At 70.2% G+C, this 24,197-nt stretch carries 18 protein-coding genes; 11 read left to right on the top strand and 7 right to left on the bottom strand.

The genetic code is table 11. From position 1 onward, the window contains the following. Positions 1 to 4 precede the first annotated feature (4 nt). Entirely contained in the window at positions 5 to 1,966 is a 1,962-nt protein-coding gene (locus D7X30_RS09580; RefSeq protein WP_199724215.1) for a 4-alpha-glucanotransferase, read from the top strand. Positions 1,967 to 2,041: 75 nt separating this feature from the next. Here D7X30_RS09580 and D7X30_RS09575 read toward each other — a convergent pair whose 3' ends face one another. Beyond that, positions 2,042 to 3,157: a putative glycolipid-binding domain-containing protein gene (locus D7X30_RS09575; RefSeq protein WP_120562513.1), complete on the bottom strand. Its 1,116-nt coding sequence runs from the start codon at positions 3,155 to 3,157 to the stop codon at positions 2,042 to 2,044. Between the two features lie 49 nt (positions 3,158 to 3,206). Here D7X30_RS09575 and D7X30_RS09570 point away from each other — a divergent pair, with 49 nt between their 5' ends. Then, positions 3,207 to 4,082: an AraC family transcriptional regulator gene (locus tag D7X30_RS09570; protein WP_158619222.1), complete on the top strand. Its 876-nt coding sequence runs from the start codon at positions 3,207 to 3,209 to the stop codon at positions 4,080 to 4,082. A gap of 126 nt (positions 4,083 to 4,208) precedes the next feature. Beyond that, complete coding sequence (locus D7X30_RS09565) at positions 4,209 to 4,616, top strand: hypothetical protein (RefSeq protein WP_120562511.1); 408 nt, start codon at positions 4,209 to 4,211, stop codon at positions 4,614 to 4,616. A gap of 15 nt (positions 4,617 to 4,631) precedes the next feature. On the opposite strand, the gene D7X30_RS09560 is transcribed toward D7X30_RS09565, so the two are convergent. Further along, positions 4,632 to 5,306, bottom strand: coding sequence for a hypothetical protein (locus D7X30_RS09560; protein ID WP_233591479.1), 675 nt, complete (start codon positions 5,304 to 5,306; stop codon positions 4,632 to 4,634). Positions 5,307 to 5,453: 147 nt separating this feature from the next. On the opposite strand from D7X30_RS09560, the gene D7X30_RS09555 reads away from it, so the two are divergent. From D7X30_RS09555 to D7X30_RS09525, 7 genes are all read left to right on the top strand, one after another. Next, on the top strand, positions 5,454 to 6,749 hold the full coding sequence (locus tag D7X30_RS09555) for a pyridoxal phosphate-dependent aminotransferase (protein ID WP_120562509.1): 1,296 nt from the start codon (positions 5,454 to 5,456) through the stop codon (positions 6,747 to 6,749). A gap of 68 nt (positions 6,750 to 6,817) precedes the next feature. Next, complete coding sequence (locus tag D7X30_RS09550; RefSeq protein WP_120562508.1) at positions 6,818 to 8,104, top strand: NTP/NDP exchange transporter; 1,287 nt, start codon at positions 6,818 to 6,820, stop codon at positions 8,102 to 8,104. Further along, positions 8,101 to 9,264: an NAD-dependent epimerase/dehydratase family protein gene (locus D7X30_RS09545; RefSeq protein ID WP_120562507.1), complete on the top strand. Its 1,164-nt coding sequence runs from the start codon at positions 8,101 to 8,103 to the stop codon at positions 9,262 to 9,264. The genes D7X30_RS09550 and D7X30_RS09545 overlap by 4 nt, the downstream gene beginning before the upstream one ends. Positions 9,265 to 9,417: 153 nt before the next feature. Further along, positions 9,418 to 10,749, top strand: coding sequence for an NAD(P)/FAD-dependent oxidoreductase (locus D7X30_RS09540; RefSeq protein ID WP_120562506.1), 1,332 nt, complete (start codon positions 9,418 to 9,420; stop codon positions 10,747 to 10,749). A gap of 253 nt (positions 10,750 to 11,002) precedes the next feature. After that, a complete protein-coding gene (locus D7X30_RS09535) occupies positions 11,003 to 15,805 on the top strand; it encodes a DNA topoisomerase 3 (RefSeq protein ID WP_199724214.1) in 4,803 nt (1,600 codons plus the stop codon). 296 nt (positions 15,806 to 16,101) lie between these two features. After that, the gene (locus D7X30_RS09530) at positions 16,102 to 17,496 is read left to right on the top strand and encodes an MBL fold metallo-hydrolase (RefSeq protein WP_120562504.1); all 1,395 of its coding nucleotides are present in this window, start codon (positions 16,102 to 16,104) and stop codon (positions 17,494 to 17,496) included. A gap of 320 nt (positions 17,497 to 17,816) precedes the next feature. Next, the gene (locus D7X30_RS09525; protein WP_120562503.1) at positions 17,817 to 18,632 is read left to right on the top strand and encodes a matrixin family metalloprotease; all 816 of its coding nucleotides are present in this window, start codon (positions 17,817 to 17,819) and stop codon (positions 18,630 to 18,632) included. A gap of 83 nt (positions 18,633 to 18,715) precedes the next feature. Here the strand turns inward: D7X30_RS09525 and D7X30_RS09520 are convergent, their stop codons facing one another. The 5 genes from D7X30_RS09520 to D7X30_RS09500 all read right to left on the bottom strand — a co-directional run bounded on the left by D7X30_RS09520 (position 18,716) and on the right by D7X30_RS09500 (position 22,094). Continuing rightward, positions 18,716 to 19,093, bottom strand: a complete 378-nt coding sequence (locus D7X30_RS09520) for a DUF5335 family protein (RefSeq protein WP_120562502.1) — start codon at positions 19,091 to 19,093, stop codon at positions 18,716 to 18,718. Positions 19,094 to 19,222: 129 nt separating this feature from the next. Beyond that, the gene (locus D7X30_RS09515) at positions 19,223 to 20,371 is read right to left on the bottom strand and encodes an AAA family ATPase (protein ID WP_120562501.1); all 1,149 of its coding nucleotides are present in this window, start codon (positions 20,369 to 20,371) and stop codon (positions 19,223 to 19,225) included. Between the two features lie 80 nt (positions 20,372 to 20,451). Then, on the bottom strand, positions 20,452 to 20,874 hold the full coding sequence (locus D7X30_RS09510; protein ID WP_120562500.1) for a hypothetical protein: 423 nt from the start codon (positions 20,872 to 20,874) through the stop codon (positions 20,452 to 20,454). Next, on the bottom strand, positions 20,871 to 21,485 hold the full coding sequence (locus tag D7X30_RS09505; RefSeq protein WP_233591478.1) for a hypothetical protein: 615 nt from the start codon (positions 21,483 to 21,485) through the stop codon (positions 20,871 to 20,873). The genes D7X30_RS09510 and D7X30_RS09505 overlap by 4 nt, the downstream gene beginning before the upstream one ends. Before the next feature lie 174 nt (positions 21,486 to 21,659). After that, positions 21,660 to 22,094, bottom strand: coding sequence for a hypothetical protein (locus D7X30_RS09500; protein ID WP_233591477.1), 435 nt, complete (start codon positions 22,092 to 22,094; stop codon positions 21,660 to 21,662). A 242-nt stretch (positions 22,095 to 22,336) separates the two neighbouring features. On the opposite strand from D7X30_RS09500, the gene treZ reads away from it, so the two are divergent. Then, positions 22,337 to 24,181, top strand: coding sequence for a malto-oligosyltrehalose trehalohydrolase (treZ, locus tag D7X30_RS09495; RefSeq protein ID WP_120562498.1), 1,845 nt, complete (start codon positions 22,337 to 22,339; stop codon positions 24,179 to 24,181). The last annotated feature ends 16 nt before the right edge of the window (positions 24,182 to 24,197 follow it).

Genomic DNA, 24,197 nt, shown 5'->3' with positions numbered 1-24,197 from the left:
GAGTGTGGAGCTCCTGTCCCCGCTGCCCGATTCGCACCGCTCGCTCGTCACCGAAGCCCTGGACGCACTGGGTGTCACCCGCTGGGTCCTGAGCATCCATGACCCCAACTTCCCGGGCCTCCCCGGAGAGGACCTGGGGCGCGGCTCTCCGTACTCCGAGGGCGCCGCGCGCTTCCTCGCCTTCGCCCGGGACCTGGGCTTCACCGGCATCCAGCTGGGGCCGCAGGGGCAGACCACCGCGTACAACCCGTCGCCGTATGACGGCACGTTGTTCTCGCGCAACACGCTGAACGTGGCGCTCGCGCCGCTCACGGATCCGCACGGCCCGTGGGGCGTGCTGCTGTCGCCTGACACCCTGGCGCGGCTGGTCTCCGAAGTGCCCGAGGACGGGGGGCCAGAGGTCCGGTACTCCTCTGCGTGCCGGGGCCAGGCGCAGGCGCTCCAGGAGGCTTGGGACACGTTCCGCCGTGAGCGGGACCGCGTGGATGCTCCCGCGTCCATCCTCGCGCTGGTCCGCCGCTTCGCGGACTTCCGCATGGAGAACCGGGAGTGGCTGGAACGGGATGCGCTCTTCGACGTGCTCGCCGCCCGGCATCACACGCCGGAGGACTGGCGCGGTTGGGCGGATTCGCTGGATGGGCGCCTGTTCGCGCCACGTGCCGGCGAAGTGATGCAGGCGGAGGCGCGCATCCGGGAGTTGCTCACCGTCGAAGCCGAGGCGGTGGAGCAGTACGCCTTCCGCCAGTTCCTCGTGTACGAGCAGCATGGGTTTCTGCGGGAGCGTGCGGGGGCGTGGGGGCTCAAGCTGTACGGGGACCTCCAGATTGGTTTCTCGCCTCGGGACACGTGGGCGCGGCAGGGGCTGTTCCTGGGGGCGTACCTCATGGGGGCTCCGCCCAGCCGCACGAACCCGGAGGGCCAGCCGTGGAACTACCCGGTGCTGGATCCGGAGCAGTACGTCGCTGCGGACGGCTCGGGCCCCGGGCCGGTGCTGAGCTACATGGACGCGCGGCTGGGCAAGATGCTCTCCGAGTACGACGGCCTGCGCATCGACCATCCGCACGGGCTCGTGTGTCCGTGGGTGTACCGCGCGGGCTCGGCGGATCCGCTGCGCGCGGTGCAGGGTGGGGCGCGTCTGTTCTCCTCGCCGGACCTGCCGGATCACCCGGCGCTGGCGCCGTATTCCATCGTGGCTCCGGAGCAGCTGAACCGCTCGGTGCCTCGCTACGCGGATGGATGGGTGACGGGGCTCACGGAGGAGCAGGTGGCCCGGTACGCCATCCTCTTCGACTCCGTGGTGCGCACGGCGCGGGCGCACGGCCGGGCCCGCGAGGACGTGCTGTGCGAGGTGCTGAGCACGCTGCCGTATGAGCTGTCACGGGTGATGGCCCGCGATGGCCTGGGCCGCTTCCGCGTCACGCAGAAGGCGGACCTGAACAACCCGGCGGACGTGTACCGCAGCGAGAACGTGGCCCCCGAGGACTGGGTGATGGTGGGCAACCACGACACGAAGTCACTCTGGCGGCTGGTCTCCGAATGGCAGTGGAAGCACGCGCTGCGCGCCCAGGCGGACTACCTCGCGGAGCGTCTGCACCCCGAAGCGGAGGGGCGTGAGGCCTTCGCGCGTGAGCTGGCGCAGGATCCGGGGCTGCTCGCGCAGGCGAAGTTCGCGGACCTGTTCGCCAGCCGTGCGCGCAGCGTGATGGTGTTCTTCGCGGACCTGCTGGGCATGCCGGACACGTACAACGCGCCGGGCTCCGTGGACGCGCGCAACTGGTCGCTGCGCATCCCGACGGACTGGGCCGAGCACTACCAGCAGCGGTTGCGCGTGGGGGCCGCGCTCAACCTGCCGCAGGTGCTCGCCATGGCGCTGCGCGCGGGGGGCGCCGAGGCACGGGCCCGCCACGCGGAGTTGCTGACCCGACTGGACGGCGCCGCGGCCCGACTGCGAAGCGGCGTGCTGTGAGTCGCGCCCGGCGAGAGCGTGCGGCACGAACCTGTCCGACAGTCGGACAGGTTTTGGACGCCTGTGGCTGGGGGCTCAGTCGATGCGCCGCATGTCGAAGCGTGACTGGAGCTTCCACTGCCCATCCGCTTCCTGGATCTGCCCGAGCCAGGTGAAGCGGTCCGGTCCGATGTCGGAGAAGCTCCAGCGGATGGGCTTTCCGTGGTGCTCGCCCAGCAGGACGAGCCGGTCCCCATCCCGTCCTCCAGACAGCCGGTTGATGGCGCCCCCCGTGGGACTGATCCAGGTGATCTGCCACTTGCCTCCAGCCTGGTCGAACGAGCGCACCGTGGTGCCGTAGCGCCTGTTCGCCCCGGGACCTGACTGCGCGGGCGCGTGCCGCGATGGCACGATGAACACGTCCTGCAGGGCCCGTCCCTCCAGCACCCAGTGGAACCACCACTCGCCCTGGCTCTGGCGGATGCTCCCGTCCGGGTCATGGTCCTGGATGGTCCCGGCCCAGCCGCCCACCAACCATCCGAAGGTGGCCGCCGCGTCGCCCAGCTCGCTCGAAGGGCCTGGGCTCACCAGCGCCTCCACGAACGCCTGCGCCGGGGACACGGGGGCGGCGGGCCCTTCCGCGAGCCTGCGCCAGATGCCGGCGTATTCGATGGGCAGCCCGTCCGTGTCCACGTCCAGCATGGCGTTGAAGCCGCTCTCCAGGCTCTCGTAGCGGTAGCGCGTGGGGCCCGCGCGTGTGTAGCCCTGCCGCGCGGGCACGACCTCCAGCGCGGGAAACCTCACCCACGCCGCGCGGATCTCCGCGCTGGCGCCTTCGCCCAACCGCAGCCGGTTGATGGGCAGCGCATTGGTGGAGGGGCTCAAGCCCAGGTCCACGTCCGTGCAGCCCTTCAGCTCCTCCGCGACCCGGCCGTCCTTCCTCCAGTGGCCCTCCCCGTCATGCTCCAACGTGAGCGTCCGGTGCTCGCCGCGCCACGATTGCGTCACGCTCACCCGGCGCGTGCGCCACGCACTGTCACAGACGACCGAATACTCCGCCCTCAGCGGAGCACCCTGCTCCGCGACGAGGATCAAGCCGGAGAGCTCCGTGCCCTCCTGGCCTCGCCGCACGCGTGCATGCTCGAATCCCAGTTCATCCATCACGCGCCGCCAGATGAGCTCCCGCGTGACTGCCGTTGCCTCCGTTGCCATGATTCGGTCACCCCGTTGAAATTGCGGGGGCAGGATGGAAGGACGGACCGTGGCCGACTTGGGGAAAGTGGACCTGACCACGGTGCGCCGGCTGGCCTCCGGGGACGGATGGCGCGTGAGCGAGATCCTCTGCCGCTCCGGTCCGGAGGACCCCGTCTTCGAGGAGCAGCACACCTGGGTGTCCATCTCCGCCGTCCTGTCGGGCTGCTTCACCTACCGCTCCCGGAACGGACGCGTGCTGCTGACGCCCGGCTCGCTGCTGCTCGGGGAACAGCACACGTCCTTCTGCTGCGGGCACGAGCACGGCGTGGGTGACCGCTGCATCGCCTTCCACTTCAAGCCCGAGCTCATGGAAGAGGTGGCCAGGGACCTGTCCGGGGTAACTCGCACGGATTTCCCCAAGCACAGGCTGCCGCCCCTCCAACGGCTCGCGCCGCTCATCGCGGACGTCCAGGCGCTGGCCGAGCAGCCTGGCTCGCGCGGCGCGGAGGAACTGGCGCTGCGGATGGCGGGCGCGGCGCTGAGTGGCATCCACGGAGGGACAGCCCGGCCTGTCACCGCCACCGAGGAGCGCCGCATGGCGGAAGCGCTCCGGCTGATGGAGGCCGGGCTCGTGGAGCCCCTTTCCCTGAGCGTGCTCGCGCAAGAGCTGGGCATGGGTCGCCACCATTTCCTGCGCACCTTCCGCAAGGTGGTGGGAGAGAGCCCCTACAGCTACATCCTGGGCCGTCGCCTGACACTCGCCGCTGAACGCTTGCGGACGGACGGTGAGCGCATCGCGGACGTCGCCTTCACGTGTGGCTTTGGCGACCTGTCTGAATTCATCCGCCGCTTCCGCACCCGCTTCGGTGTCACGCCTTCGGCCTGGCGTGCCCGTGCTCGACCCGGGTCAGCCAAGACAGACGTCGCGCACGACCCGACCTGAGCGGTCGCTGTCACCCTCAGGGGGCTTCACTTCACACAGAGCGGGTCTCCTCAGTCTCCTTGGAAATCACCGTTCTCGGTGCTATCGGGTCTGCGCAATTCTTGATCTGTGTGAGGCAGGGACCGCGTGGCGAATCATCGTGAGTGGGAGTTCGGAGCGCATCGCGCGTTCTTCGAGGAGCCGGACCTGTTGGTGATGAAGTTCAACGGGCCCTCGAAGCTGGAGGACTCGAAGAAGGTGCTGGAAATCTGTCAGGAGGTGTCGAAGAACGGGCCGGTGTTCGTCATCTCCGACGTGTCGACCTCCAGCATCGAGAAGGACTCGCGCGAGCTGCTGGTGGCGCAGGCGAAGGCCGAGTGGTTCCGCGGCCACGTCTACCTGGGCACGGGCCCGCTCCAGCGCGCGGGCGCCAAGGCGCTGATGCTCGCCCTGTACTTCACCGGCAAGTGGACGGTGGACGTGGACTTCGCGGACTCGGAGAAGGACGCGCGCGACCTCATCGCGAAGAAGCGCGCCCAGCCTCCCAGGAAGTAGCCGCCTCCCGCCGTCTCAGTGCTGGACGTCCAGCACGAGGCGCGTGGGGTTCGTCAGCTCCAGCACGCGGAACGGGGCGCGGCGCGCGGTGCCCAGCACCCACGTCACCTCGCCCTCGAAGTCGCACACGCGCTCCAGCTGAAGCAGGGACGGCAGCGCGGGCTTGAGCGTGCGCTGCGCCACCGTGGCCTGCCCCTGGTCGTCGTGCGCCCTCGCCAGCGTGAAGCGCACCTCCAGCGCGGCCTCTCCCGGCAGCGTCACGTCATCGCCGGAGCCGCACTGCTGCACCGGCGTCTTCACGTACCCCAGCTGGTAGCCCGGCAGGCGCGGCCCGTCGAACTCGAACACCGTGCGGTCGTAGTCCGCGTGCGTCCCCGTGCGCACCGAGCGCAGCGTGATGGCCGGGGGCTCGCCGCGCGGCTTCTGCACTGTCGCCGTGGCCCAAGCCGCGTCCCCGGAGTCCGACGTGGCTTCCGCCGGGGACGCCGGCTTGCCCGCGTCTGCCTTCACGTCCAGCACCTGGTGCACCACCGGGGCGGTGGCGGCCGGGCCCTCGCGCGGCACGGTCTTGGCGGGCGGGGGCGCGGCCGGCACATCCATGGGGACGGTCTGGGGCTCCTGCTTCTGGCAGCCCTGGCCCAGCAGTCCCAACGCCACTCCCACCACGTACAACCCCTGTCGCAGGCGCATCCGGTTCCTCCCGTCAAACCCCGTCAGCCGGGGACATCCCGAGTCCTCGCACACCGCGTTCCCCAGGACCATGGAAGATGCGCCTTCCCAGCGCCGTTGCGTATAGGGTCCGCCCGGCCCCCCTCGCGCACTGGAGAGTTCCGCACCATGGCCCTCGACCTGACCTCCCTCCCGCGTCCCTCTCCCGACGACACCACCGTGGGCTCCATGGTGCGTGGGCTCGTGGGCAGTGAAATCCTCCGCATCGCCGCGGAGATTCGCGAGCTCGTGGCCAAGGGCAACAAGGTGTGCAACCTCACCGTGGGGGACTTCAGCCCGAAGGAGTTCCCCGTCCCGGACGGCCTGCGCGACCAGATTGGCACCGCGCTCCAGGCCGGTGAGACGAACTACCCGCCGTCCGACGGCGTGCTGGAGCTGCGCCAGGCCGTGCAGCGCTTCTACGAGCGCTCCCTGGGGCTGAAGTACCCGCTGGAGGGCATCGTCATCGCGGGCGGCGCGCGGCCCGTCATCTACGCCACCTACCGCGCGGTGCTCGACCCGGGGGACGTCGTCGTCTACCCGGTGCCGTCGTGGAACAACAACCACTACGCCCACATGCTGGGCGCGAAGAGCGTGGTCGTGACCACGGACGCGGCGGCGGGCTTCATGCCCACGCTGGCGCAGTTGGAGCCGCACCTGTCGTCCGCGCGCCTGCTGTGCCTGTGCAGCCCGCTCAACCCCACCGGCACCATGCTGGACCCGGAGGCCCTGCGCGCCATCTGCCAGCGCATCGTCGAGGAGAACCGCGCGCGCGAGGGCCGCGGCCAGAAGCCTCTCATCCTGATGTACGACCACATCTACTGGGTGCTGACCTTCGGCAAGAAGCACGTCACGCCCGTGGAGCTGGTGCCGGAGATGGCGCCGTACACCGTGTTCGTGGATGGCATCAGCAAGGCCTTCGCCGCCACCGGCGTGCGCGTGGGCTGGGGCGTGGGCGCGCCCACCCTCATCTCCCGCATGCGCGACGTGCTGGGCCACGTGGGCGCCTGGGCCCCCACGGCCGAACAGGTCGCCACCGCGCGCTACCTGGACGACGTCCCCGCCACCGAGTCCTTCCTGACGACGATGCGCCAGCGCGTCGACCAGCGCCTGGAGGCCCTCTACAAGGGCTTCCAGCGCATGAAGGACGCGGGCCTGCCGGTGGACGCCATCGCGCCGCAGGGCGCCATCTACCTCACCGTGCGCTTCGACGTGGTGGGCAAGGACGGCCTCGCCACCAACGACGCCATCCGCAAGCGCCTCCTGGAGAAGGCCCGCTTCGCCATGGTGCCCTTCCAGGCGTTCGGCCTGGCGGAGGACACCGGCTGGTTCCGCCTCTCCGTGGGCGCCACCTCCGTCGCCGAAATCGAGGAGGCGATGCCTCGCGTGGAGGCCACCGTGCGTGAAATCCTCAAGGCCCGGTAGCCACTTTCCTCCACAGGCTGGCAGGCAGGGAATAGCCTGCCAGCCGTGGCGTTGAGGGCGCCGCCATCATGCTCAAGCGTTTCGTGGACGTCCGTGACGAGGAGGTGGGGGCGGTCCGCGGGGCGTTCGTCTACTTCTTCACGCTGATGTGCGGCTACGCCATCCTGCGGCCCATCCGCAACGAGATGGGGACCGCCGGGGACGTGAAGCACCTGCCCTGGCTCTTCACCGTCACCTTCCTCGTGATGCTGCTGGCGGTGCCGGTCTTCTCCGCGCTGGTGGCGCGCTACCCCCGGCGGGTGGTGGTGCCGCGCGTCTACCGCTTCTTCCTCGTCAACCTGCTGGTCTTCTTCGCGCTGCTCAAATGGGGCGTGGCGAAGGAGTCCGTGGCGCGCGCCTTCTATGTCTGGCTGAGCGTCTACAACCTGTTCGTCGTCTCCATCTTCTGGAGCTTCATGGCGGACGTGTTCGCCAGCGACCAGGGCAAGCGGCTCTTCGGCTTCATCGCCGCGGGCGGCACCACGGGGATGATTGTCGGCCCGTTCCTGGTGGGCAGACTTGCGGAGCCGGTGGGGCCGGTGAACCTCATCCTCGTGTCCGCGGTGATGCTGGAGGTGAGCGCGCAGTGCGTGCGCCGCCTGGGCCACTGGGCCAGGGACGTGCAGCATCAGCCCGCCACGCGCGAGGGGCCGGTGGGCGGCGGGATGCTCGCGGGCCTGAGGCTCCTGGTGACGTCGCCGTTCCTGCTCGCGCTGGGGATGCAGGTGCTGCTGTACGCGGCGACCTCCACGTTCCTGTACTACCAGGAGGTGCAGCTGGTCGCGTCCCTGGCGAAGGACGCGGCGTCGCGCACGGCGGCGTTCGCGGACATCGACTTCTGGGTGCAGGTGCTGACGCTGGCCATCCAGACGCTCGTCACCGGGCGGGTCATCTCCCGTCTGGGATTGGGCGTGGCCATGGCGGTGGCGCCAGTGCTCACGCTGGTGGGCTTTGGCGTGCTTGCGTTCGCGCCGGTGCTGGCGGTGCTCATCGCCGTGAAGTCGCTGCGGGGCGCGAGTCATTACGCGCTGGAGCGCCCGTCGCGCGAAATCCTGTTCACCACGGTGGACCGCGAGGCCCGCTACAAGTCCAAGAGCTTCATCGACACGGTGGTGTACCGCGGCAGTGACACGCTGAGCGCGTGGCTGCAGGGCGGGCTCACCGCGTTGGGCCTGGGCATGACGGGCCTGTCGCTGGCGGCCGTGCCCGTGGCCGCGCTGTGGCTCGCGGTGGCCCTGTACCTGGCGCGTCAGCAACGCACGCGCGCCGCTGAAACCCTTCCGCAGACAACCCTTCCTGGAGGAACCACGGCATGAAGCTGACCCGAAGAGGCGTGATTCAAGCAGCGGCCGCGCTGGGCGCGGTCCAGGTGTTGGGCTGTGCGTCGTCCCCCAAGGCGGGCCCAGGCTCGGCGACCGGTGACGACAACGCCCCGGGCAAGCCCCTGAACATCCTCATCCTGGGAGGCACCCGGTTCCTGGGCCCCGCGCTGGTGCAGGTGGCGCAGGCGCGCGGCCACACGCTCACGCTCTTCAACCGCGGCAAGTCCAACCCGGGCCTGTTCCCGGACGTGGAGAAGCTCCAGGGCGACCGGGACCCCAACAAGGGCGAAGGCCTGAAGGCGCTGGCGGGCCGCAAGTGGGACGCGGTCATCGACACGTCCGGCTACGTGCCGCGCATCGTGAAGGCGTCCGCGGAGCTGCTCGCGCCCAACGTGGAGCAGTACGTCTTCATCTCCAGCATCTCCGTCTACAAGGAGATGACGAAGCAGAACCTCAACGAGTCCGACGCGGTGGGCATCATCCCCGACGAGACCACGGAGGAGGTGGGCGAGACGAGCTACGGCCCGCTCAAGGCGCTCTGTGAGAAGGCCGCGGAGACGGCGCTGCCCGGCCGCACGCTCAACATCCGCCCCGGCCTCATCGTGGGCCCGGATGACGGCTCCGACCGCTTCACCTACTGGCCGCTGCGCGTGGCGAAGGGCGGCGAGGTGCTGGCCCCCGGCGACGGCGAGGACCCGGTGCAGGTCATCGACGCGCGCGACCTGGCCGCGTTCATCATCCGGAACGTGGAGCGCCGCAGCACGGGCATCTTCAACGTCACCGGCCCGGTCCAGCCCATGATGATGAAGGGCATGCTGGAGACCCTCCGTGAGGCGACCGGGAGCGACGCGCGCTTCACCTGGGTGGACACCGCGTTCCTGGATCAGCAGAAGGTGACGGCCTTCGGGGACATGCCCGCGTGGGTGCCGCGCACCGGACCGGAGGGCGGCATCGGCGCGGTGAGCATCACCAAGGCCACGCAGGCGGGGCTCGTCACCCGGTCGCTGGCGGACACCGTGCGCGACACGCTGACCTGGTTCCACGCGCTGCCGGCGGACCGCCAGGAGAAGCTGCGCGCGGGCCTGTCCGCTGAACGCGAGAAGGAAGTGCTCGCGGCATGGCACCAGGCGAAGGGCACCGCCAAGGCGGGCTGAGCCGCCGCAGGCTGGCCCGGGTGCCCGGCCGTGGAGCGGCCGGGCGTCCATCCATGAGCCGCCGGGCAGGCGAGGGGCATGCGGTGCTGGCCGGGCGCGTCATGCGTCCGCACCTTTTCCGCCATGGAACGCGACCGGGACAGCAGGCATCACGTGGTCATCGTGGGGGCGGGCTTCGGCGGGCTCGAGGCCGCGAAGGCCCTGGGCAAGGCGGACAACGTGCGGGTGACGGTGGTGGACCGCTACAACCACCACCTCTTCCAGCCGCTGCTGTACCAGGTGGCGACGTCGGTGCTGAACACCGCGGACATCTCCGCGCCCATCCGCAGCGTGCTGCACTCGCGCAACACGGAGGTGCTGCTCGCGGACGCGAAGTCGGTGGACGCGCGCCGCAAGGTGCTCGTCGTGGAGGGCGGGGAGATTCCCTACGACTCGCTGGTGGTGGCCACGGGCGCGTCGCACTCGTACTTCAAGCACCCGGAGTGGGCGGACGTGGCGCCGGGCCTGAAGACGCTGGACGACGCGGTGCGCATCCGCGAGCGCATCCTGACGGCCTTCGAGGCCGCGGAGCGCGAGCCCGACCCGGCGCGCCAGCGCGAGTGGATGACCTTCGTCATCATCGGCGCGGGGCCCACGGGCGTGGAGCTGGCGGGGGCGCTGGCGTACATGACGCGGCACTCGCTGCCGAAGGACTTCCGGCGCATCGACACGCGCCAGGCGCGCGTCGTCCTGCTGGAGGGCCTGCCGCGCGTGCTGAGTGCCTACCCGGAGGAACTGTCGGAGGCGGCGAAGCGCGACCTGGAGAAGCTGCACGTCGAGGTGCGCACCGGGGCCCTGGTGACGGACCTCGACGCGGAGGGCGTCACGTTCGGTGACGAGCGCATCGCCACGCGCACGGTGCTGTGGGGCGCGGGAGTGGCGGCGTCGCCGCTGGTGCGCTCGCTGGACGTGCCGCTGGACCGGGCGGGGCGGGTGAAGGTGACGCCGCTGCTCACGGCGCCGGGCCTGGATGACGTGTATGTGATTGGCGACGTGGCGGCGGCGGAGCAGCGCGGCAAGCCCGTGCCGGGCATCGCGCCGGCGGCGATGCAGATGGGACGGCACGTGGCGAAGACGATTCGCGACCGTCTGGCGAACAAGCCGCTGCGCGCGTTCCGCTACCACGACAAGGGCAGCTTCGCGGTGATTGGCCGCGGCTACGCGGTGGGCCTGCTCTTCGACAAGTGGCGCATGAAGGGGCTGCCCGCGTGGTGCGTCTGGGCGGGCGTGCACATCGCCTACCTCATTGGCTTCCGCAACCGCCTCTTCGTGATGCTGAACTGGGGCTACACGTTCTTCACCCAGGGGGGCCGGAACATGCGGCTCATCACCCACAACGTGTCCAAGCGCATGCCCGCCCTGGCTCCGCCCCGTCAGGCGCCCGCCCTGCCTCCTCCTCCCGCGCGTCCGGAGTTCCCGGCGTCGCAGCCCGCGCCGGTGCACTGAGGCAAGAAGACCTGGGACGTGGTGCGCAAGTCGCCCCGGTGCCTGCTGGCGCCGGGGCGATTTCCGTTTTGATCGGACCCATCGTTTCTTCTGGCCGCGCTCATTGGCCCCCTGGTGGGGAAGCGGGCGTGACGGAGCGGGACAGGGGGGCCCTGGCCATGTCAGCCTGCCGCGATAGGGAAGGGTAGGGACGCGCACGGTGGGGGGCCCGACCCCGCGGGTGGGCGCCCCAGGGGCGGGGAGGGGACAGGTCATGAGGTGGGATGAGATGGGCGAGTCGCCCGGATGGGACAGGTCGGTGTCGCGGGACGCGAGCGTGGACGGTGGGACGGCTCGCGGTGGGCGGGGCTCCGTCCTCGCGGTGGTGGCGGAGAAGCCCTCCGTGGCGCGCGACATCGCCCGGGTGCTCGGTGCCACCGAGCGCGGCGAGGGCTTCCTGCGCGGCAACGGCTACGTCGTGACGTGGGCCATTGGCCACCTGGTGGGCCTGGCCCAGCCGCATGAGATTCACCCCGAGTGGAAGAAGTGGCACCGCTCGCAGCTGCCCATGCTGCCGGGGGACTGGCCGCTGGTGGTGTCGTCCAACACGAAGGACCAGTTCGAGGTCGTCCGCCGCGTGATGAACGCGCCGGAGGTGTCCGCGGTGGTGTGCGCCACGGACGCCGGCCGCGAGGGCGAGCTCATCTTCCGGTACATCTACGACGCCGCCGCGTGCCGCAAGCCGGTACAGCGGCTGTGGGTGTCGTCGCTCACCGAGCGCGCCATCCGCGACGGCTTCCAGCACCTCAAGGACGGCAAGGCCTACGCGCCGCTGGCCGCCGCCGCCATGGGGCGCAGCCGCGCGGACTGGCTCGTGGGCATGAACCTGTCGCGCCTCTACACGCTGGCGAGCGGCACCTACGGCAACATGCTGTCCGTGGGGCGCGTGCAGACGCCCACGCTGGCCATGGTGGTGGAGCGCGAGCTGGCCATCCGCGACTTCGTGCCCTGGGACTACCTGGAGGTCGTGGCCACCTTCTCGCCTCGCGGCAAGGGCGCGCCCGTCGGGGCTCGCTATCAGGGCACGTGGTTTCGCTCGGGGCCGGACGGCAAGCCGGTGATTCCGCCCGGCTACGAGTCCGTGCGCGAGGCGCGCCGGCTGGACGCGGACGGCGTGGAGGCGGGCCGTGTCATCGACCGCGTGCGCAGCGGCAACGCGGTGGTGGAGTCGCTGGACGCGGAGACGAAGCGGATGCCGCCGCCGCTGCTCTACGACCTCACGGAGCTCCAGCGCCATGCGAACCGGCTCTACGGCTTCAGCGCGCAGCGCACGTTGGAGGTCGCGCAGGCGCTCTATGAGAAGCACAAGCTGCTGAGCTACCCGCGCACCGCGAGCCGGCACCTGTCGGAGACGGTGGCGGACACGCTGCCGGAGGTGGTGCGCGCCATCGCCTCGCCCTACCAGGAGGACCTGGCGCCGGGCACGGGCGAGCGCCCGCTGGGCAAGCGCTACGTGGATGACTCGAAGGTGACGGACCACCACGCCATCATCCCCACGCCCATGCCGGCGTCCGGCGTGCGGCTGTCTCCGGACGAGCAGCGCCTCTATGACCTGGTGTGCCGGCGGCTGCTCCAGGCGTGGCACGAGGACCACGTCTGGAAGGTGACCACGGTCATCACCGCGGTGACGTCCAAGGGGGACGCGGGGCCGGTGGTGGACCGCTTCCACAGCGCGGGCACGCAGGTGGAGAAGGTGGGCTGGAAGGTCCTGGACGTGGGGGGCGGGCAGAAGGCGCCGCGCCTCAAGCCGGAGGGCAAGAAGGGCGCGGACAAGGACAAGGAGGAGGAGCCGGACGACGAACCGCAGGACCTGCCTCCGGGGCTCGCGCGCGGACAGGCGCAGACGGTGGAGGACGTGGAGGCGGTGAAGAAGCGCACGCGCCCACCGCCGCGCTTCACGGAGGCGACGCTCCTGACGGCGATGGAGTCCGCGGGGCGCACGCTGGATGAGAAGGAGCTGGTGGACGCGATGCGCGACACGGGGCTGGGCACGCCCGCCACACGCGCCGCGACCATCGAGCTGCTGCTCGAGCGCGAGTACCTGACCCGCGAGGGCAAGCGCCTGGTGGCCACGGAGAAGGGCATCCACCTCATCGGGGTGGTGCACCCGGATGTGAAGTCCCCCGTGATGACGGGGCAGTGGGAAGCGTGGCTCCAGCGCATCGAGCGCGGGCAGGGCGCGCTGGATTCGTTCATGAGTGGCATCGAGGCGTATGTGCGGGAGGTCGTGGGCCAGGCGCCCACGTCGCTGCCTCCCACGCCTGCGCAGACTGGACCTGCGCCCTCGAGCGGACGCTTCGAAACCAGCAGGCCGCACCCCGCGCAGGGCCCCACGGAGGAACTCTTCCGGACCCGTGAGGCCGCGACCGCCACCGTCCAGAGCGCGGCCCGTGCCAACACCGCGCGCAATGAAGTCGGAGCCTCCGCGCTCGGTGGAGCCGGAGCCCACCTCGGTGGTGCTCATCACGCGGCGGGGACTTCCGCCCACACAGGACCCTCACGGCCAGCGACGGGCGCTCCGGCTCACGGCTTCCACGGTGACGCGGGGGGCTGGACGGGTGCAGCCACCGGGAGCACCGCCCGGGCCGCGTCACCACACGTGCAGGAGCGCCCTCCCACGATTCCCTCCGCGGAGGTGCGCACCGCCTTCGTGCAGGCCTCCTCCGAGGGCTTCGGCCGGGCCAAACGTCAGCCTCAAACCGTGAACATGGGCAGCACCCGGCCAGAGCGCGTGCACCGCGCGCCCACGCCTCCGGACAAGCTGCGCGGCCTCCTCAAGGAGGCCTTCGGCTTCAACGAATTCCGCCCGTACCAGGAAGAGGTCTGCCGCGCGGCCACGTCCGGCGAGGACCTGCTGCTGGTGATGCCCACGGGCGCGGGCAAGTCGCTCTGCTACCAGCTGCCGGGCCTGGCTCGCGCGGGCACCACCGTCGTCGTCAGCCCGCTCATCGCGCTGATGGAGGACCAGGTGCTGAGGCTCCAGTCGCTGGGCTTCGCCGCGGACCGCATCCACTCCGGCCGCGACCGGGCCACCTCCCGGCAGGTCTGCGCCGAGTACCTCGAAGGCCGCCTGGACTTCCTCTTCATCGCCCCGGAACGCCTGGGCGTCCCCGGCTTCGTGGAGCTCCTGGCCCGCCGCACGCCCTCGCTCATCGCCATCGACGAGGCGCACTGCATCTCGCAGTGGGGCCACGACTTCCGTCCGGACTACCGGCTGCTGGGCTCGCGCCTGCCGCTGTTGCGTCCCGCCCCCGTGGTCGCGCTCACCGCCACCGCCACGCCGGACGTGCAGAAGGACATCGTCCAGCAGCTGGGCCTGCGCGGCTCACGCGGCGGCGCCGCGCACACCTTCATCCACGGCTTCCGCCGCACCAACATCGCCATCGAGGTGCGCGAGCTCAACCCGGGCGCCCGCGGCGACGCCATCCTGTCCCTGCTCAGGAACCCGGAGCACCGGCCCGCCATCGTCTACGCGTCCACGCGCAAGCACGCGGAGCAGTACGCGGACCTGCTCGCGCACGACTTCCACTCCGCGCCGTACCACGCGGGCCTCCAGCCGTCGGAGCGCGACCGCATCCAGGCCGCCTTCCTCAAGGGCCACCTGGAGGTCATCGTCGCCACGACGGCGTTCGGCATGGGCATCGACAAGCCGGACGTGCGCACCGTCATCCACGCGGCGCTGCCGGCCAGCCTGGAGGGCTACTACCAGGAGCTGGGCCGCGCGGGCCGTGACGGCAAGGACTCGCGCGCGGTGCTGCTCCACGCCTTCGTGGACCGGCGCACCCATGAGTTCTTCCACCGCCGCGACTACCCGGACCCCTCACTCCTGGAGCGCATCTACCAGGCCACCTCCAACGAGTTCGAGCCCAAGGCCTCCATCCAGGCCCGCGTGCGCGGCGACCCGGAGATCTTCGACAAGGCCCTGGAACAGCTGTGGATCCACGGCGGCGTGGAGATGACCCCGGACGAGGACGTGCGGCGCGGCCGCGCGGGCTGGGCCGTGGCGTACATCGCGCAGCGCGAGCGCAAGCAGCTCCACCTGGAACAGATGGGCCGGTACGCGGAGGCGCATGACTGCCGCATGCGCCACCTGGTCGCGCACTTCGGCGACGTGCAGGACTCCGGCGCCGCCTGCGGCCTGTGCGACGTCTGCGCCCCCGAGTCCTGCGAGGTGGTCCGCTTCGAGGAGCCCTCCGCCCTGGAGGCCCACGCGCTGGGCCGCATCCTGGAGGCACTCCACGCCCGCGACGGCCAGGCCACCGGGCGGCTCCACCGGGAGCTCTTCGGGGAGCAGCTCCACCGCCGCGACTTCGAACGGCTGGTGGGCGGACTGGTGCGCTCGGGGCTGGTGCGCCTGGACTCGGACTCCTTCGACAAGGACGGCCAGGTCATCCTCTTCCAGCGGCTGTCCCTCACGGACACCGGCCGCCGCGCCCGCGTCATCGCCCCCGGACAGGTGGTGCTCCCCCAGGCGCGCGAGGTGCCCTCCAAGAAGCGCAAGGGCCGCACGGCGGCCTCCGGCACCACGAAGCGCACGACTCGCAAGCGCGCCGCCTCCAGCGCGGCGGCCTCGCCCCGGGGACGTGGCAAGGGTCGCCGGGGCGCCTCGGAGTCCCGGGCCCCGCGCGGCGCCTCCAACGACGCGGACTTCAGCCAGGAGTCCTTCCCCGCCGAGCCCCCTCCGGCCCGCGGCTGGAAGGCGCGCGCCACGCCGGAGTCATCACCGGGCCTGGGGGGGCCCCGCGCCTCCTGGAACGCGTCCCGCAACGCGCCTCCAGACTTCGACCCGCCCCCGGCGTCCCCCGCCCTGGTGGCGACCCTCAAGGAGTGGCGCCTTACCGAGGCCCGCAAGCGCAAGGTGCCCGCCTTCCGCATCCTCACCGACCGCGTGCTGGACGCCATCGCCAGCGCCCGGCCCTCCAGCGGCGCGGAGCTGATGTCCATCCACGGCGTGGGCCCCACGCTCGCGGAGCGCTACGGCCCGCAGATCCTCTCGCTCGTGTCCCGCCGGCGCTGACGGCAGGCGCGGATCCGCGTGTCCGCCGGTGGACAGGGGCGCGTGGAACAGCCCCGCCAGGGCCGCGGCGTGCCCCCGGATGCGATGCCGGGGGACAGCGTGGATCCGCCGGGGGGCGTGCCGTCCGCCGCGAACCGCCTGACAAGGGAAGGCCCTTTCCTGGGCCGCAGGCGCGGAGGGCTACCGGCCAGGCGTGAAGCTTGTTTCCCAAGCTTGTAGGCAAAAGTCCGGGTGCCACCTTCTCGTTCACACGCGCAATGAATGGGAGCGGCGTGAGGGGTTCAAGGGGGCGCGCAATGGAGCTGGGTTTCGAGACGATTGGCAACGCCACACTCATCTGTCACGACAACGGGCCGGTGCTGGTGACCGACCCCTGGACGGACGGGGACGCATACTTCGGCAGCTGGACGCTGTCCCACGAGGTTCCGGACGAGCAGCGCCAGTCCATCCTGGACTGCCCCTACGTGTGGCTGTCGCACGGCCACCCGGACCACCTGAGCATGGCCTCGCTGGAGAAGCTGCGCGAGCGCACCCTGCTGGTCCCCAACCACGTGGGCGGCCGCATCCGCGACGACCTGCTCGAGGCGGGCTTCAAGGTCCAGGTGCTCCAGGACCGCGAGTGGACGCGCCTGTCCCCGCGCATCCGTGTGCTGTGCATCCCAGACGTGAACCAGGACGCGGTGCTGCTGGTGGAGGTGGGCGGCCGGCTCATTGTCAACCTCAACGACGCCGGTGACCGCGGCCAGGGCCGCTTCGTGCGCCGGGTCATCAAGGAGTACGGCGAGACGTACCTGCTGGCCCTGTCCGGCTACGGCGACGCGGACATGATGAACTTCTTCACCGAGGACGGGCGGCGCATCCTCCCGTACGCGGCGGCGAAGACGCCCGTGGGACAAACGATTGCGCGCATGGCGGAGACGTACGGCGTCCGCTACTTCGTCCCCTTCAGCTCCATGCACAAGTACCAGCGCGCCGACAGCGTCTGGTGCTCCGAGTACACCACCACGCTGCCGGATTACGCGCGGGGCTTCGCCTCCAACTCCTGCGAGATGCTCCCGGCCTTCTTGCGCCACGACTTCACCAACGACTCCTCCGTCTCCATCAACCCGAAGGAGCGCACCATCCGGCCGCTGGACCCCAAGGACTTCGGGGACGACTGGAGCGAGCGCCTGGAAGCGGACGAGGTGAAGCAGCTGGAGCAGTACTTCCGCGCAGTGGAGCACCTGGGCACGGTGATGGACTTCCTCCGCTTCCGCGTGGGCGGCCAGGAGCACGTCATCGAGTTCACCAAGCGCCGCTTCCACAAGGGCATCACCTTCGAGGCGCCCCGCGGCTCGCTGATGACCGCAGTGAAGTACCAGGTGTTCGACGACCTGCTCATCGGCAACTTCATGAAGACCACCGTGCACGGCGGCTTCGGCAAGGGCAGCCTCTACCCGGACTTCAGCCCCTTCGTGGCCAAGTACGCGGACAACGGCAAGGCCCGCACGGAGGCGCAGCTGCGCAACTACTTCAACGAGTACCGGAGCCGCGACATGGTGGGCTACCTGCGCCACCAGCTGGATGCCCACTGCGTGCGCCCCCTCCAGATTCAGTCCGCGGAGCTGCTGCGCGCCCTGCTGCCCCCGGGCTCCAACACCTTCCGCATGGCCAAGGAGACCTACTGGAAGATGCGCCGCGCCATCCTCTAGGGATTCCCAGGAAAACCACGGGCAGGCCTGACCGAAATCAGGACACCTTGCTGTCTCCTTCTCAGACAGCAAGAGCTGCCCGGGAAAACCTGAGTCTTTCACAGGGCTTGGCTTTGTAAACGTCACGTGAAGTGACGGTTGACGTGGGGAGGGCTGGAGCGGGAGCGCTCCAGCTATCCCCGCGTTTCCTGTTTTTCTCCTGGGGAGAGCCGTTGGCCCGGCAGTTGCTCAATGGCCCGGCGCGCGGCGGACCGCGACTGGCGGGAAGGCCAGGGGGTGGTGGCCGCGCATCCCTCGAAGCACACAGGAAGAGTCTCCCAATGCTCAAGTTCCGCTCTGTTGCGATGCTGGCCGGCGCCTCGCTGATGCTCGGTGCGTGCGGTGGCCCCGAGTCCGCGCAGGAGTCCGAGGTCAAGCCCACGTGGGAGGAGTTCAAGGCCCAGGCGTACCGTGAGCCGTGGGAGGGCGGGAAGTTCATCGTCAACGGTGACGAGGCCCTGGACTCCGAGGAGGAGCTGCAGGCCTACTTCCACAACGTCGTCGAGGCGCAGCTGGGCAAGTCGCAGGACGGTCTCGCCGTCTATTACATCGGCGGCGATATCAAGTGGAGCGCCACCCAGAAGCTGAACCTCACCTACTGCATCAGCAACAACTTCGGCACGAACAAGACGAAGATGGTGAACGCGATGGCGAGCGCGACGGCGGCCTGGCAGGCCACGGCGAACGTCAAGTTCGTCTACCTGTCCCAGTACGACGCGTCCTGCACCGCGTCCCAGGCGGGCGTGCTGTTCGACATCCGTCCGGTGTCGGGCCAGTCCTACGTGGCGCGCGCGTTCTTCCCGAACTCCAGCCGCTCCGGCCGCAACGTGCTGGTGGACAGCAGCGCCTTCGGCAACCTGTCGCCCTGGACGCTGACGGGCATCCTGCGCCACGAGCTGGGTCACACGCTGGGCTTCCGTCACGAGCACACCCGCTCCACGGCGAGCGGCTGCTACGAGGACAGCCAGTGGCGCGCGCTGACCTCCACCTACGACCGCTCCTCCGTCATGCACTACCCGCAGTGCAACGGCACCCAGACGGGCGACCTCGTGCTGACGACCCTGGACAAGCAGGGCGCCCGCGCGCTGTACCCGTGATTCAAGCGTCACGCTTGTGAGGGGGCAGGGGCCGGTGGGAGCGTCTTCACGACGCGCCCGTCGGCCCCGTGCCGTTTCGGGCGCTAGAAGCGGGCGGAGACCTCCTCGGCCTCCGTGGGGCGCTCGAAGAAGACGAGCGTCTTGCCGCCGCGCTCGCCAATCTCCAGGCACTCCAGCGCGCCCGACTCTCCGTCCAGCTCCGCGTAGAGGTGGTCCGGTTCGAGGATGCGGTGGGTGATGCGCCCGTCCTCGCGGCCCACGATGATCTGCACCGCGCCCGCGTCGCTGCCCTTCCGCTCCAGGGAGATGTCCACCAGGGGCAGGCGGTCGGCGAGGGGTTGGTCGCCGGTCTCCGCGTCAATGGACTCCACGCGCACCCACTGGGTGGCGTCCTGCTTGCTGATGCCGGCGAGGTAGCTCGCCCACTGATCCCGGGGGATTTCCTGGTTGATGTGTGCCATGGGCCGCCTCCGCGCGACTGTCGTGTGCCTCAACCGTAAGGCGTCTGACTCGCGGGTGAAGGACGGGCCCGGCTGAACGACGCTTCGGGGACCCCGCGGACCGGGCCCCGGCATGTCGGCTGCTTCCGCTCAGCCGCGCACGGCGTGCACGGCGTCGTCCTTGAGCACCAGGCGCACGGTGGCGGCCTTGCCATGGCCGAAGTGCTCGTAGGCGGCCTGCTCCAGCACGGGGGCCAGGGCGGTGCGCAGACCGCGGGCGCCCGTCTCGCGCTTGAGGGCGCGGGCGACAATCCACTCGCGCACGGCGGGGTCCACGGTGAGCTCCAGGCCCTCGTGGGCGAACTCACGCTCCCAGGTGCGCAGCACGGTGTCCTGGAGGATGTCCCCCAGCGTGGCCGCGTCCAGCGGGTCGAAGGACACCAGCCGGTTGAAGCGGCCAATCAGCTCCGGGATGAAGCCGTAGCGGGAGAACGCGGTGGTGTTCTCCAGGTGCTCTTCCGTGATGCGCGTGGCGATGGACTCCAGGTCCTTCTGGCCGCCCTTGCCGGGCTCGCGCCCGAAGCCCACGCGCTCCACGTGGGCCATGGTCGCCGCCGTGCCGCGAAAGCCGCTGAAGGCGCCGCAGGCGATGAAGGTGATGCAGCCCATGTCCAGGGATTCGGAGCGGATCCGGCTGGTGAAGCCGAAGTCCGGAGGGAAGGTGGCCTGCGCCGCGGAGAGCAGGTGCAGCAGGCTGCGCTGCACGCCGAAGCCGCTCACGTCCTTGGTGGTCTGCTGGCCGGAGAAGCGGCTGTCGGAGCGGCTGGTGGCGAGCTTGTCGAACTCATCCATGCAGATGACGCCGCAGGCGGCCCACGCCACGTCGCGCTCCGCGGCTTCGTAGAGGCGGGACAGCAGGGTGCTGACGTCGTCACCCACGTAGCCCGTTTCGGAGAACTGGGTGGCGTCCGCGAGCACGGTGGGCACGCCGAGAATCTCCCGGAACATCAGCTCCACGAGGAACGTCTTGCCGGAGCCGGTGGGGCCCAGGAAGAGGGCGTTCTCGCGGGTGCCGGGCTCGGGCTCCAGCCCCTCCAGGTACAGCCGGCGGATGCGGCGCAGGTGGCGGTAGGCGAGCACGGAGGCGGCGCGGCGGGCCTCGGGCTGGCCCCGGTAGCCCAGGTCGCCCAGGCGCGCGTCGATCTCCTGGGGCGACAGCACCTCCAGCGCGGCCACGCGCTCCTGGATGGGCGGGCCTTCGGGGAAGGCGGAGGGGTCGACGCCGGAACGGGGGGACATCGCGGGGGGCTCCAGGAGGGTGGGGACGTCCCATCATCCGGGAGGCACCGGGGCGCGACAAGCCACCCAGGCCCGAGGCTTCAGTTCACGTCGACGATGCGGCCCTGGGCGTCGACGGCATAGGCCGCGTCGATGTCGAGCACGACGGGCTCCGGAGGAATGCCGCAGCGGTCGAGCCTGGCGGTGAAGAAGACGAAGTGGAGGTCGTCCTGCTTCACCACGGTGACGTCATAGGTGTCCTGGCGGGACAGGCAGCGCGCCAGGGCTTCATTGGGGCCGGAGGCCTTGGCACCGGGGGGCAGGAAGTCACTCAGCGCGACCTGGAGCGCCGCCAGCGCCGGCCCATCCAACTTCATGGCCCCCTCGCCTGGCGCGGGGAACCGCACGCGGGCCGCTTCCTCAGCGGGGGCGCGGGGCGGCCGGGTGTACCGGTGGTAGCCGAACAGCGAGCAGCCGGACAACACGCCGCACAGCGCGACGATGAAGAGAGGGGAGCGTGTCATGGCACCTGGTCCTGTCCGGGACGCAGCTCAATGTGTCCCTGGTCATTGGGCACATCGCCAATGGGAACCCACGCTCCCGAGCGCAGCGCGGAGACGACGCGGTTCACGTGGTCGAAGGCATAGGCCCGGCACTCCCCGTTCTTCTCCCGATAGAGCATCAGCAGTTGGCGGTGGAGGACCTTCCCGGTGCCCTGATCCACGATGCGCGTGGGGTACCGGATGGTCGCGGCGCTGAGGTCGCGAGGGGAGAAGCGCCGGTTGTGGGGATGTGAGTGGTCGCCCCCCAGGATGAGCGCGTCCGGATGGGAGGGGTCGTTCAGTGATGAGGGGATGAAGCAGTACTTGTCCCCATTGGGGCGGGTCCCACCGAGGTCTGAGAGGTAGCTCAGGTAGTACGCCTGCTCCTTCTGGGAGAAGTAGTGCAGCGCGCAGTACTCCATTCCGTAGGGGCCGGAGGACGCACCGGGCTGCCCGGTCATCAGCTCACACGTGTGTTCCGCGAGCGCCTCCAGCGACTCGAAGGGTCCCGCGAGGGGGCCGTCCACCTCAAGCCCTCCACCGGGGAGCTCGCGGAAGCGCACCGCCGGGTTCGGCGTGGAACAGCCCATCATCACCGCGACCCATACCCATGGGGCAGCCCGACGGCTTCGCTGTATCCCCATGTGCGGTGTCCTGGTGGGAAGAGGCTCTCCTGCGGCTCGTTCATTATCAGGTTAATTCGTGTAAATAAAGACTAGTCGGTTGAACCGGACAAGCTGGACGCAAGAGGAAGGCAGCTCCGGCCGTCACCGTATGTCGACGATGCGGCCCTGCCCGTCGATGAGATAGGTGGCGCCCGCGTCCAGAATCACGGCGTCGGGTGGCATCTCGTCGCAGCGGTCGAGGTTGGCGGAGAAGGCGATGACGTACAGGTCGTCGTTCACCTTCTGGAGCCTGACGTCGTAGACGTCCCGACGACTGAGACAACGGACCAGCCGTTCGTGATTGCCGCTGGCCTTCGCTCCTGGGGGGAGGAAGTCCGCCAGCGCGACCTGGAGCGCGGCCAGGGTTGGCCCTTCCAACTCGTTCGTCGTCTCGAAGGTCAGCGGGTCCCGGATGCGCTCTCCCTCTTCGCGAGGAATGCGCTCGGGGCGCTCGTACTTGTAGTAGCCGAAGGAACCGCAGCCCGGGAGCAGGGCACAGGCCGCGACTCCCAGGAGGAGCGGGACCAGGCGCCGCATTCGCGTGGGCACATTCATGGTCGGGCGTCTCCGGTAAAAGGCCGAACACTACCTGTGGGATTGCAAGGTGACAACAGGACGTAGACGGTCCAGGAGCGCACCTTCCCCTTTCCTCCGGCGTGCGCTCCTCCGTCCGCCGGTCCGCACTCGTGGGCTCCCAGAGGTCGGCCCGTGAACAGCGCTGTTCCCCACGTGCGCGGGATGCTCCCCGGAGCCGCGCGTGCGCATTAACACGGGCGCACATGGCTCAATCGATTGAAGCACGGTCCCAAGCGCCCCGGCTGGGTGCGTGGGTGGAGGGTTCCTCGGTGCGCTGGCGCGTCTGGGCGCCCGGCCACCAGGGCGTGGACGTCGTCCTCTACGACGCGGAGGACCGCGTCCTGCGCAAGGTGCCGCTCACCCCGGAAGCGGACGGCTGCTTCGGCGGCGCGCTGCCGGACATGGCAGAAGGCTCGCGCTACAAGCTCAGCGTGGACGGCGGAGACCCCTTCCCCGACCCGTGGTCCCGCTCGCAGCCGAAGGGCGTGCACGGCCCGTCGGAGGTGGTGGGCTCCGACCATGGCTGGACGGACTCGCACTGGAAGGGGCCGGATCCGCAATCGCTGGTCATCTACGAGGTGCACGTGGGCACCGCCACGCCGGAGGGCACCTTCGAGGCCTTCATCCCGAAGCTCGCCCACCTGCGCGAATTGGGCGTGAACACGCTGGAGCTGTTGCCGGTGGCCAGCTTTCCGGGGACGCGCAACTGGGGCTACGACGGCGTGGACCTCTTCGCGCCGCAGGCCACCTACGGCGGGCCCAAGGGGCTGCGCAAGCTCATCGACGCGGCGCACGCGCACGGGCTCGCGGTGCTCATCGACGCCGTCTACAACCACTTCGGACCGGACGGGAACTACCTGCGCGCGTACTCGCCGCACTACTTCACCGGCAAGCACCACACGCCCTGGGGCGACGCGGTGAACTACGACAGCGAGGGCAGCCGCTTCGTGCGCTCATTGGTGCTCTCCAACGTGGAGATGTGGATCCGCGACTACCACGCGGACGGCCTGCGCCTGGACGCGGCGCACGCCCTGGTGGATGACGGCCAGCCGCACCTGCTCGCCGAAATCGTGGAGCGCGCCCACGCCGCTGGCTCCGGCCGCCGCGTGGTCGTCATCGCCGAGGACGAGCGCAACGAGCGCAAGCTCGTCACGCCCGCGTCCGAAGGCGGCTATGGCCTGGATGGCGTCTGGGCGGATGACCTGCACCACCAGCTGCGGCGCGCCTTCGCGGGCGACCACGAGGGCTACTACCAGGACTACACGGGCAGCGCGGAGGACCTGGCCGCGACGCTGCGGCAGGGCTGGTTCTACACGGGCCAGAAGTCGAAGAACCTGGGCCACGCGCGCGGCACGGACCCGAAGGGGCTGGGGCCGTGGCACTTCGTCCACTGCATCCAGAACCATGATCAGGTGGGCAACCGGCCCTTCGGCAACCGCCTGTCGGAGGACGTGTCGCCGGCCGCCTACCGCGCCATGAGCACGCTGCTCCTGATGTCGCCCTTCACGCCGCTGCTCTTCATGGGACAGGAGTGGAACGCGCGCACGCCGTTCCTCTACTTCACGGACCACAACGCGGAGCTGGGCAAGCTCGTCACCGAAGGGCGCCGCAAGGAGTTCGCCGGTTTCTCGCGCTTCAAGGGTGAAGAGGTGCCGGACCCGCAGGCCCGCGACACCTTCACCCGCTCCACGCTGGACTGGGGCGAGCTGGACGGCGCGGAGGCCGCGGGCGTGCACACGCTCTACAAGGAGCTCTTGCGCCTGCGCGCCACGGAGCCCGTGCTCACCAGCCGTCAGGGCACGCACGACGCCCGAGCGCTGGGGCCGGACGCGTTCGTGCTGGAGCGCCGCGCGGAAGGGGACACGTTCCTCATCGTCGTGAACCTGAGGGGCTCGCTGGTGCACACGCTGCCCACGCACGCGAGCGCGGGCATCGTCATGTGGAGTGAGACCCCGCGCTACGGCGGCACCGTGGAGGCGTCTCCGCTCACCGGCAACGTCGTGCGCCTGGAAGGCCCCTCCGCGGCGGTGGTGAAGCTGCGCGAGTAGCCCGCACGCAAAGGCA

Origin of the sequence: Corallococcus sp. AB011P, from assembly GCF_003611605.1 — a bacterium.
In the GTDB taxonomy this organism is placed as follows: domain Bacteria; phylum Myxococcota; class Myxococcia; order Myxococcales; family Myxococcaceae; genus Corallococcus; species Corallococcus coralloides.
Note: the sequence above shows the minus strand (reverse complement) of the source record. Positions and strands in the feature narration are given on the sequence as shown.

Excerpts from the sequence above, each read along its gene's own strand:
- D7X30_RS09550 (WP_120562508.1), top strand. The coding sequence starts at position 6,818 with ATGCTCAAGCGTTTCGTGGACGTCCGTGACGAGGAGGTGGGGGCGGTC.
- D7X30_RS09520 (WP_120562502.1), bottom strand. The coding sequence starts at position 19,093 with ATGGCACACATCAACCAGGAAATCCCCCGGGATCAGTGGGCGAGCTAC.
- D7X30_RS09545 (WP_120562507.1), top strand. The coding sequence starts at position 8,101 with ATGAAGCTGACCCGAAGAGGCGTGATTCAAGCAGCGGCCGCGCTGGGC.
- D7X30_RS09555 (WP_120562509.1), top strand. The coding sequence starts at position 5,454 with ATGGCCCTCGACCTGACCTCCCTCCCGCGTCCCTCTCCCGACGACACC.
- D7X30_RS09510 (WP_120562500.1), bottom strand. The coding sequence starts at position 20,874 with ATGACACGCTCCCCTCTCTTCATCGTCGCGCTGTGCGGCGTGTTGTCC.
- D7X30_RS09515 (WP_120562501.1), bottom strand. The coding sequence starts at position 20,371 with ATGTCCCCCCGTTCCGGCGTCGACCCCTCCGCCTTCCCCGAAGGCCCG.
- treZ (WP_120562498.1), top strand. The coding sequence starts at position 22,337 with ATGGCTCAATCGATTGAAGCACGGTCCCAAGCGCCCCGGCTGGGTGCG.
- D7X30_RS09525 (WP_120562503.1), top strand. The coding sequence starts at position 17,817 with ATGCTCAAGTTCCGCTCTGTTGCGATGCTGGCCGGCGCCTCGCTGATG.
- D7X30_RS09505 (WP_233591478.1), bottom strand. The coding sequence starts at position 21,485 with ATGATGGGCTGTTCCACGCCGAACCCGGCGGTGCGCTTCCGCGAGCTC.
- D7X30_RS09500 (WP_233591477.1), bottom strand. The coding sequence starts at position 22,094 with ATGCGGCGCCTGGTCCCGCTCCTCCTGGGAGTCGCGGCCTGTGCCCTG.
- D7X30_RS09575 (WP_120562513.1), bottom strand. The coding sequence starts at position 3,157 with ATGGCAACGGAGGCAACGGCAGTCACGCGGGAGCTCATCTGGCGGCGC.
- D7X30_RS09530 (WP_120562504.1), top strand. The coding sequence starts at position 16,102 with ATGGAGCTGGGTTTCGAGACGATTGGCAACGCCACACTCATCTGTCAC.
- D7X30_RS09535 (WP_199724214.1), top strand. The coding sequence starts at position 11,003 with ATGAGGTGGGATGAGATGGGCGAGTCGCCCGGATGGGACAGGTCGGTG.
- D7X30_RS09560 (WP_233591479.1), bottom strand. The coding sequence starts at position 5,306 with ATGCGCCTGCGACAGGGGTTGTACGTGGTGGGAGTGGCGTTGGGACTG.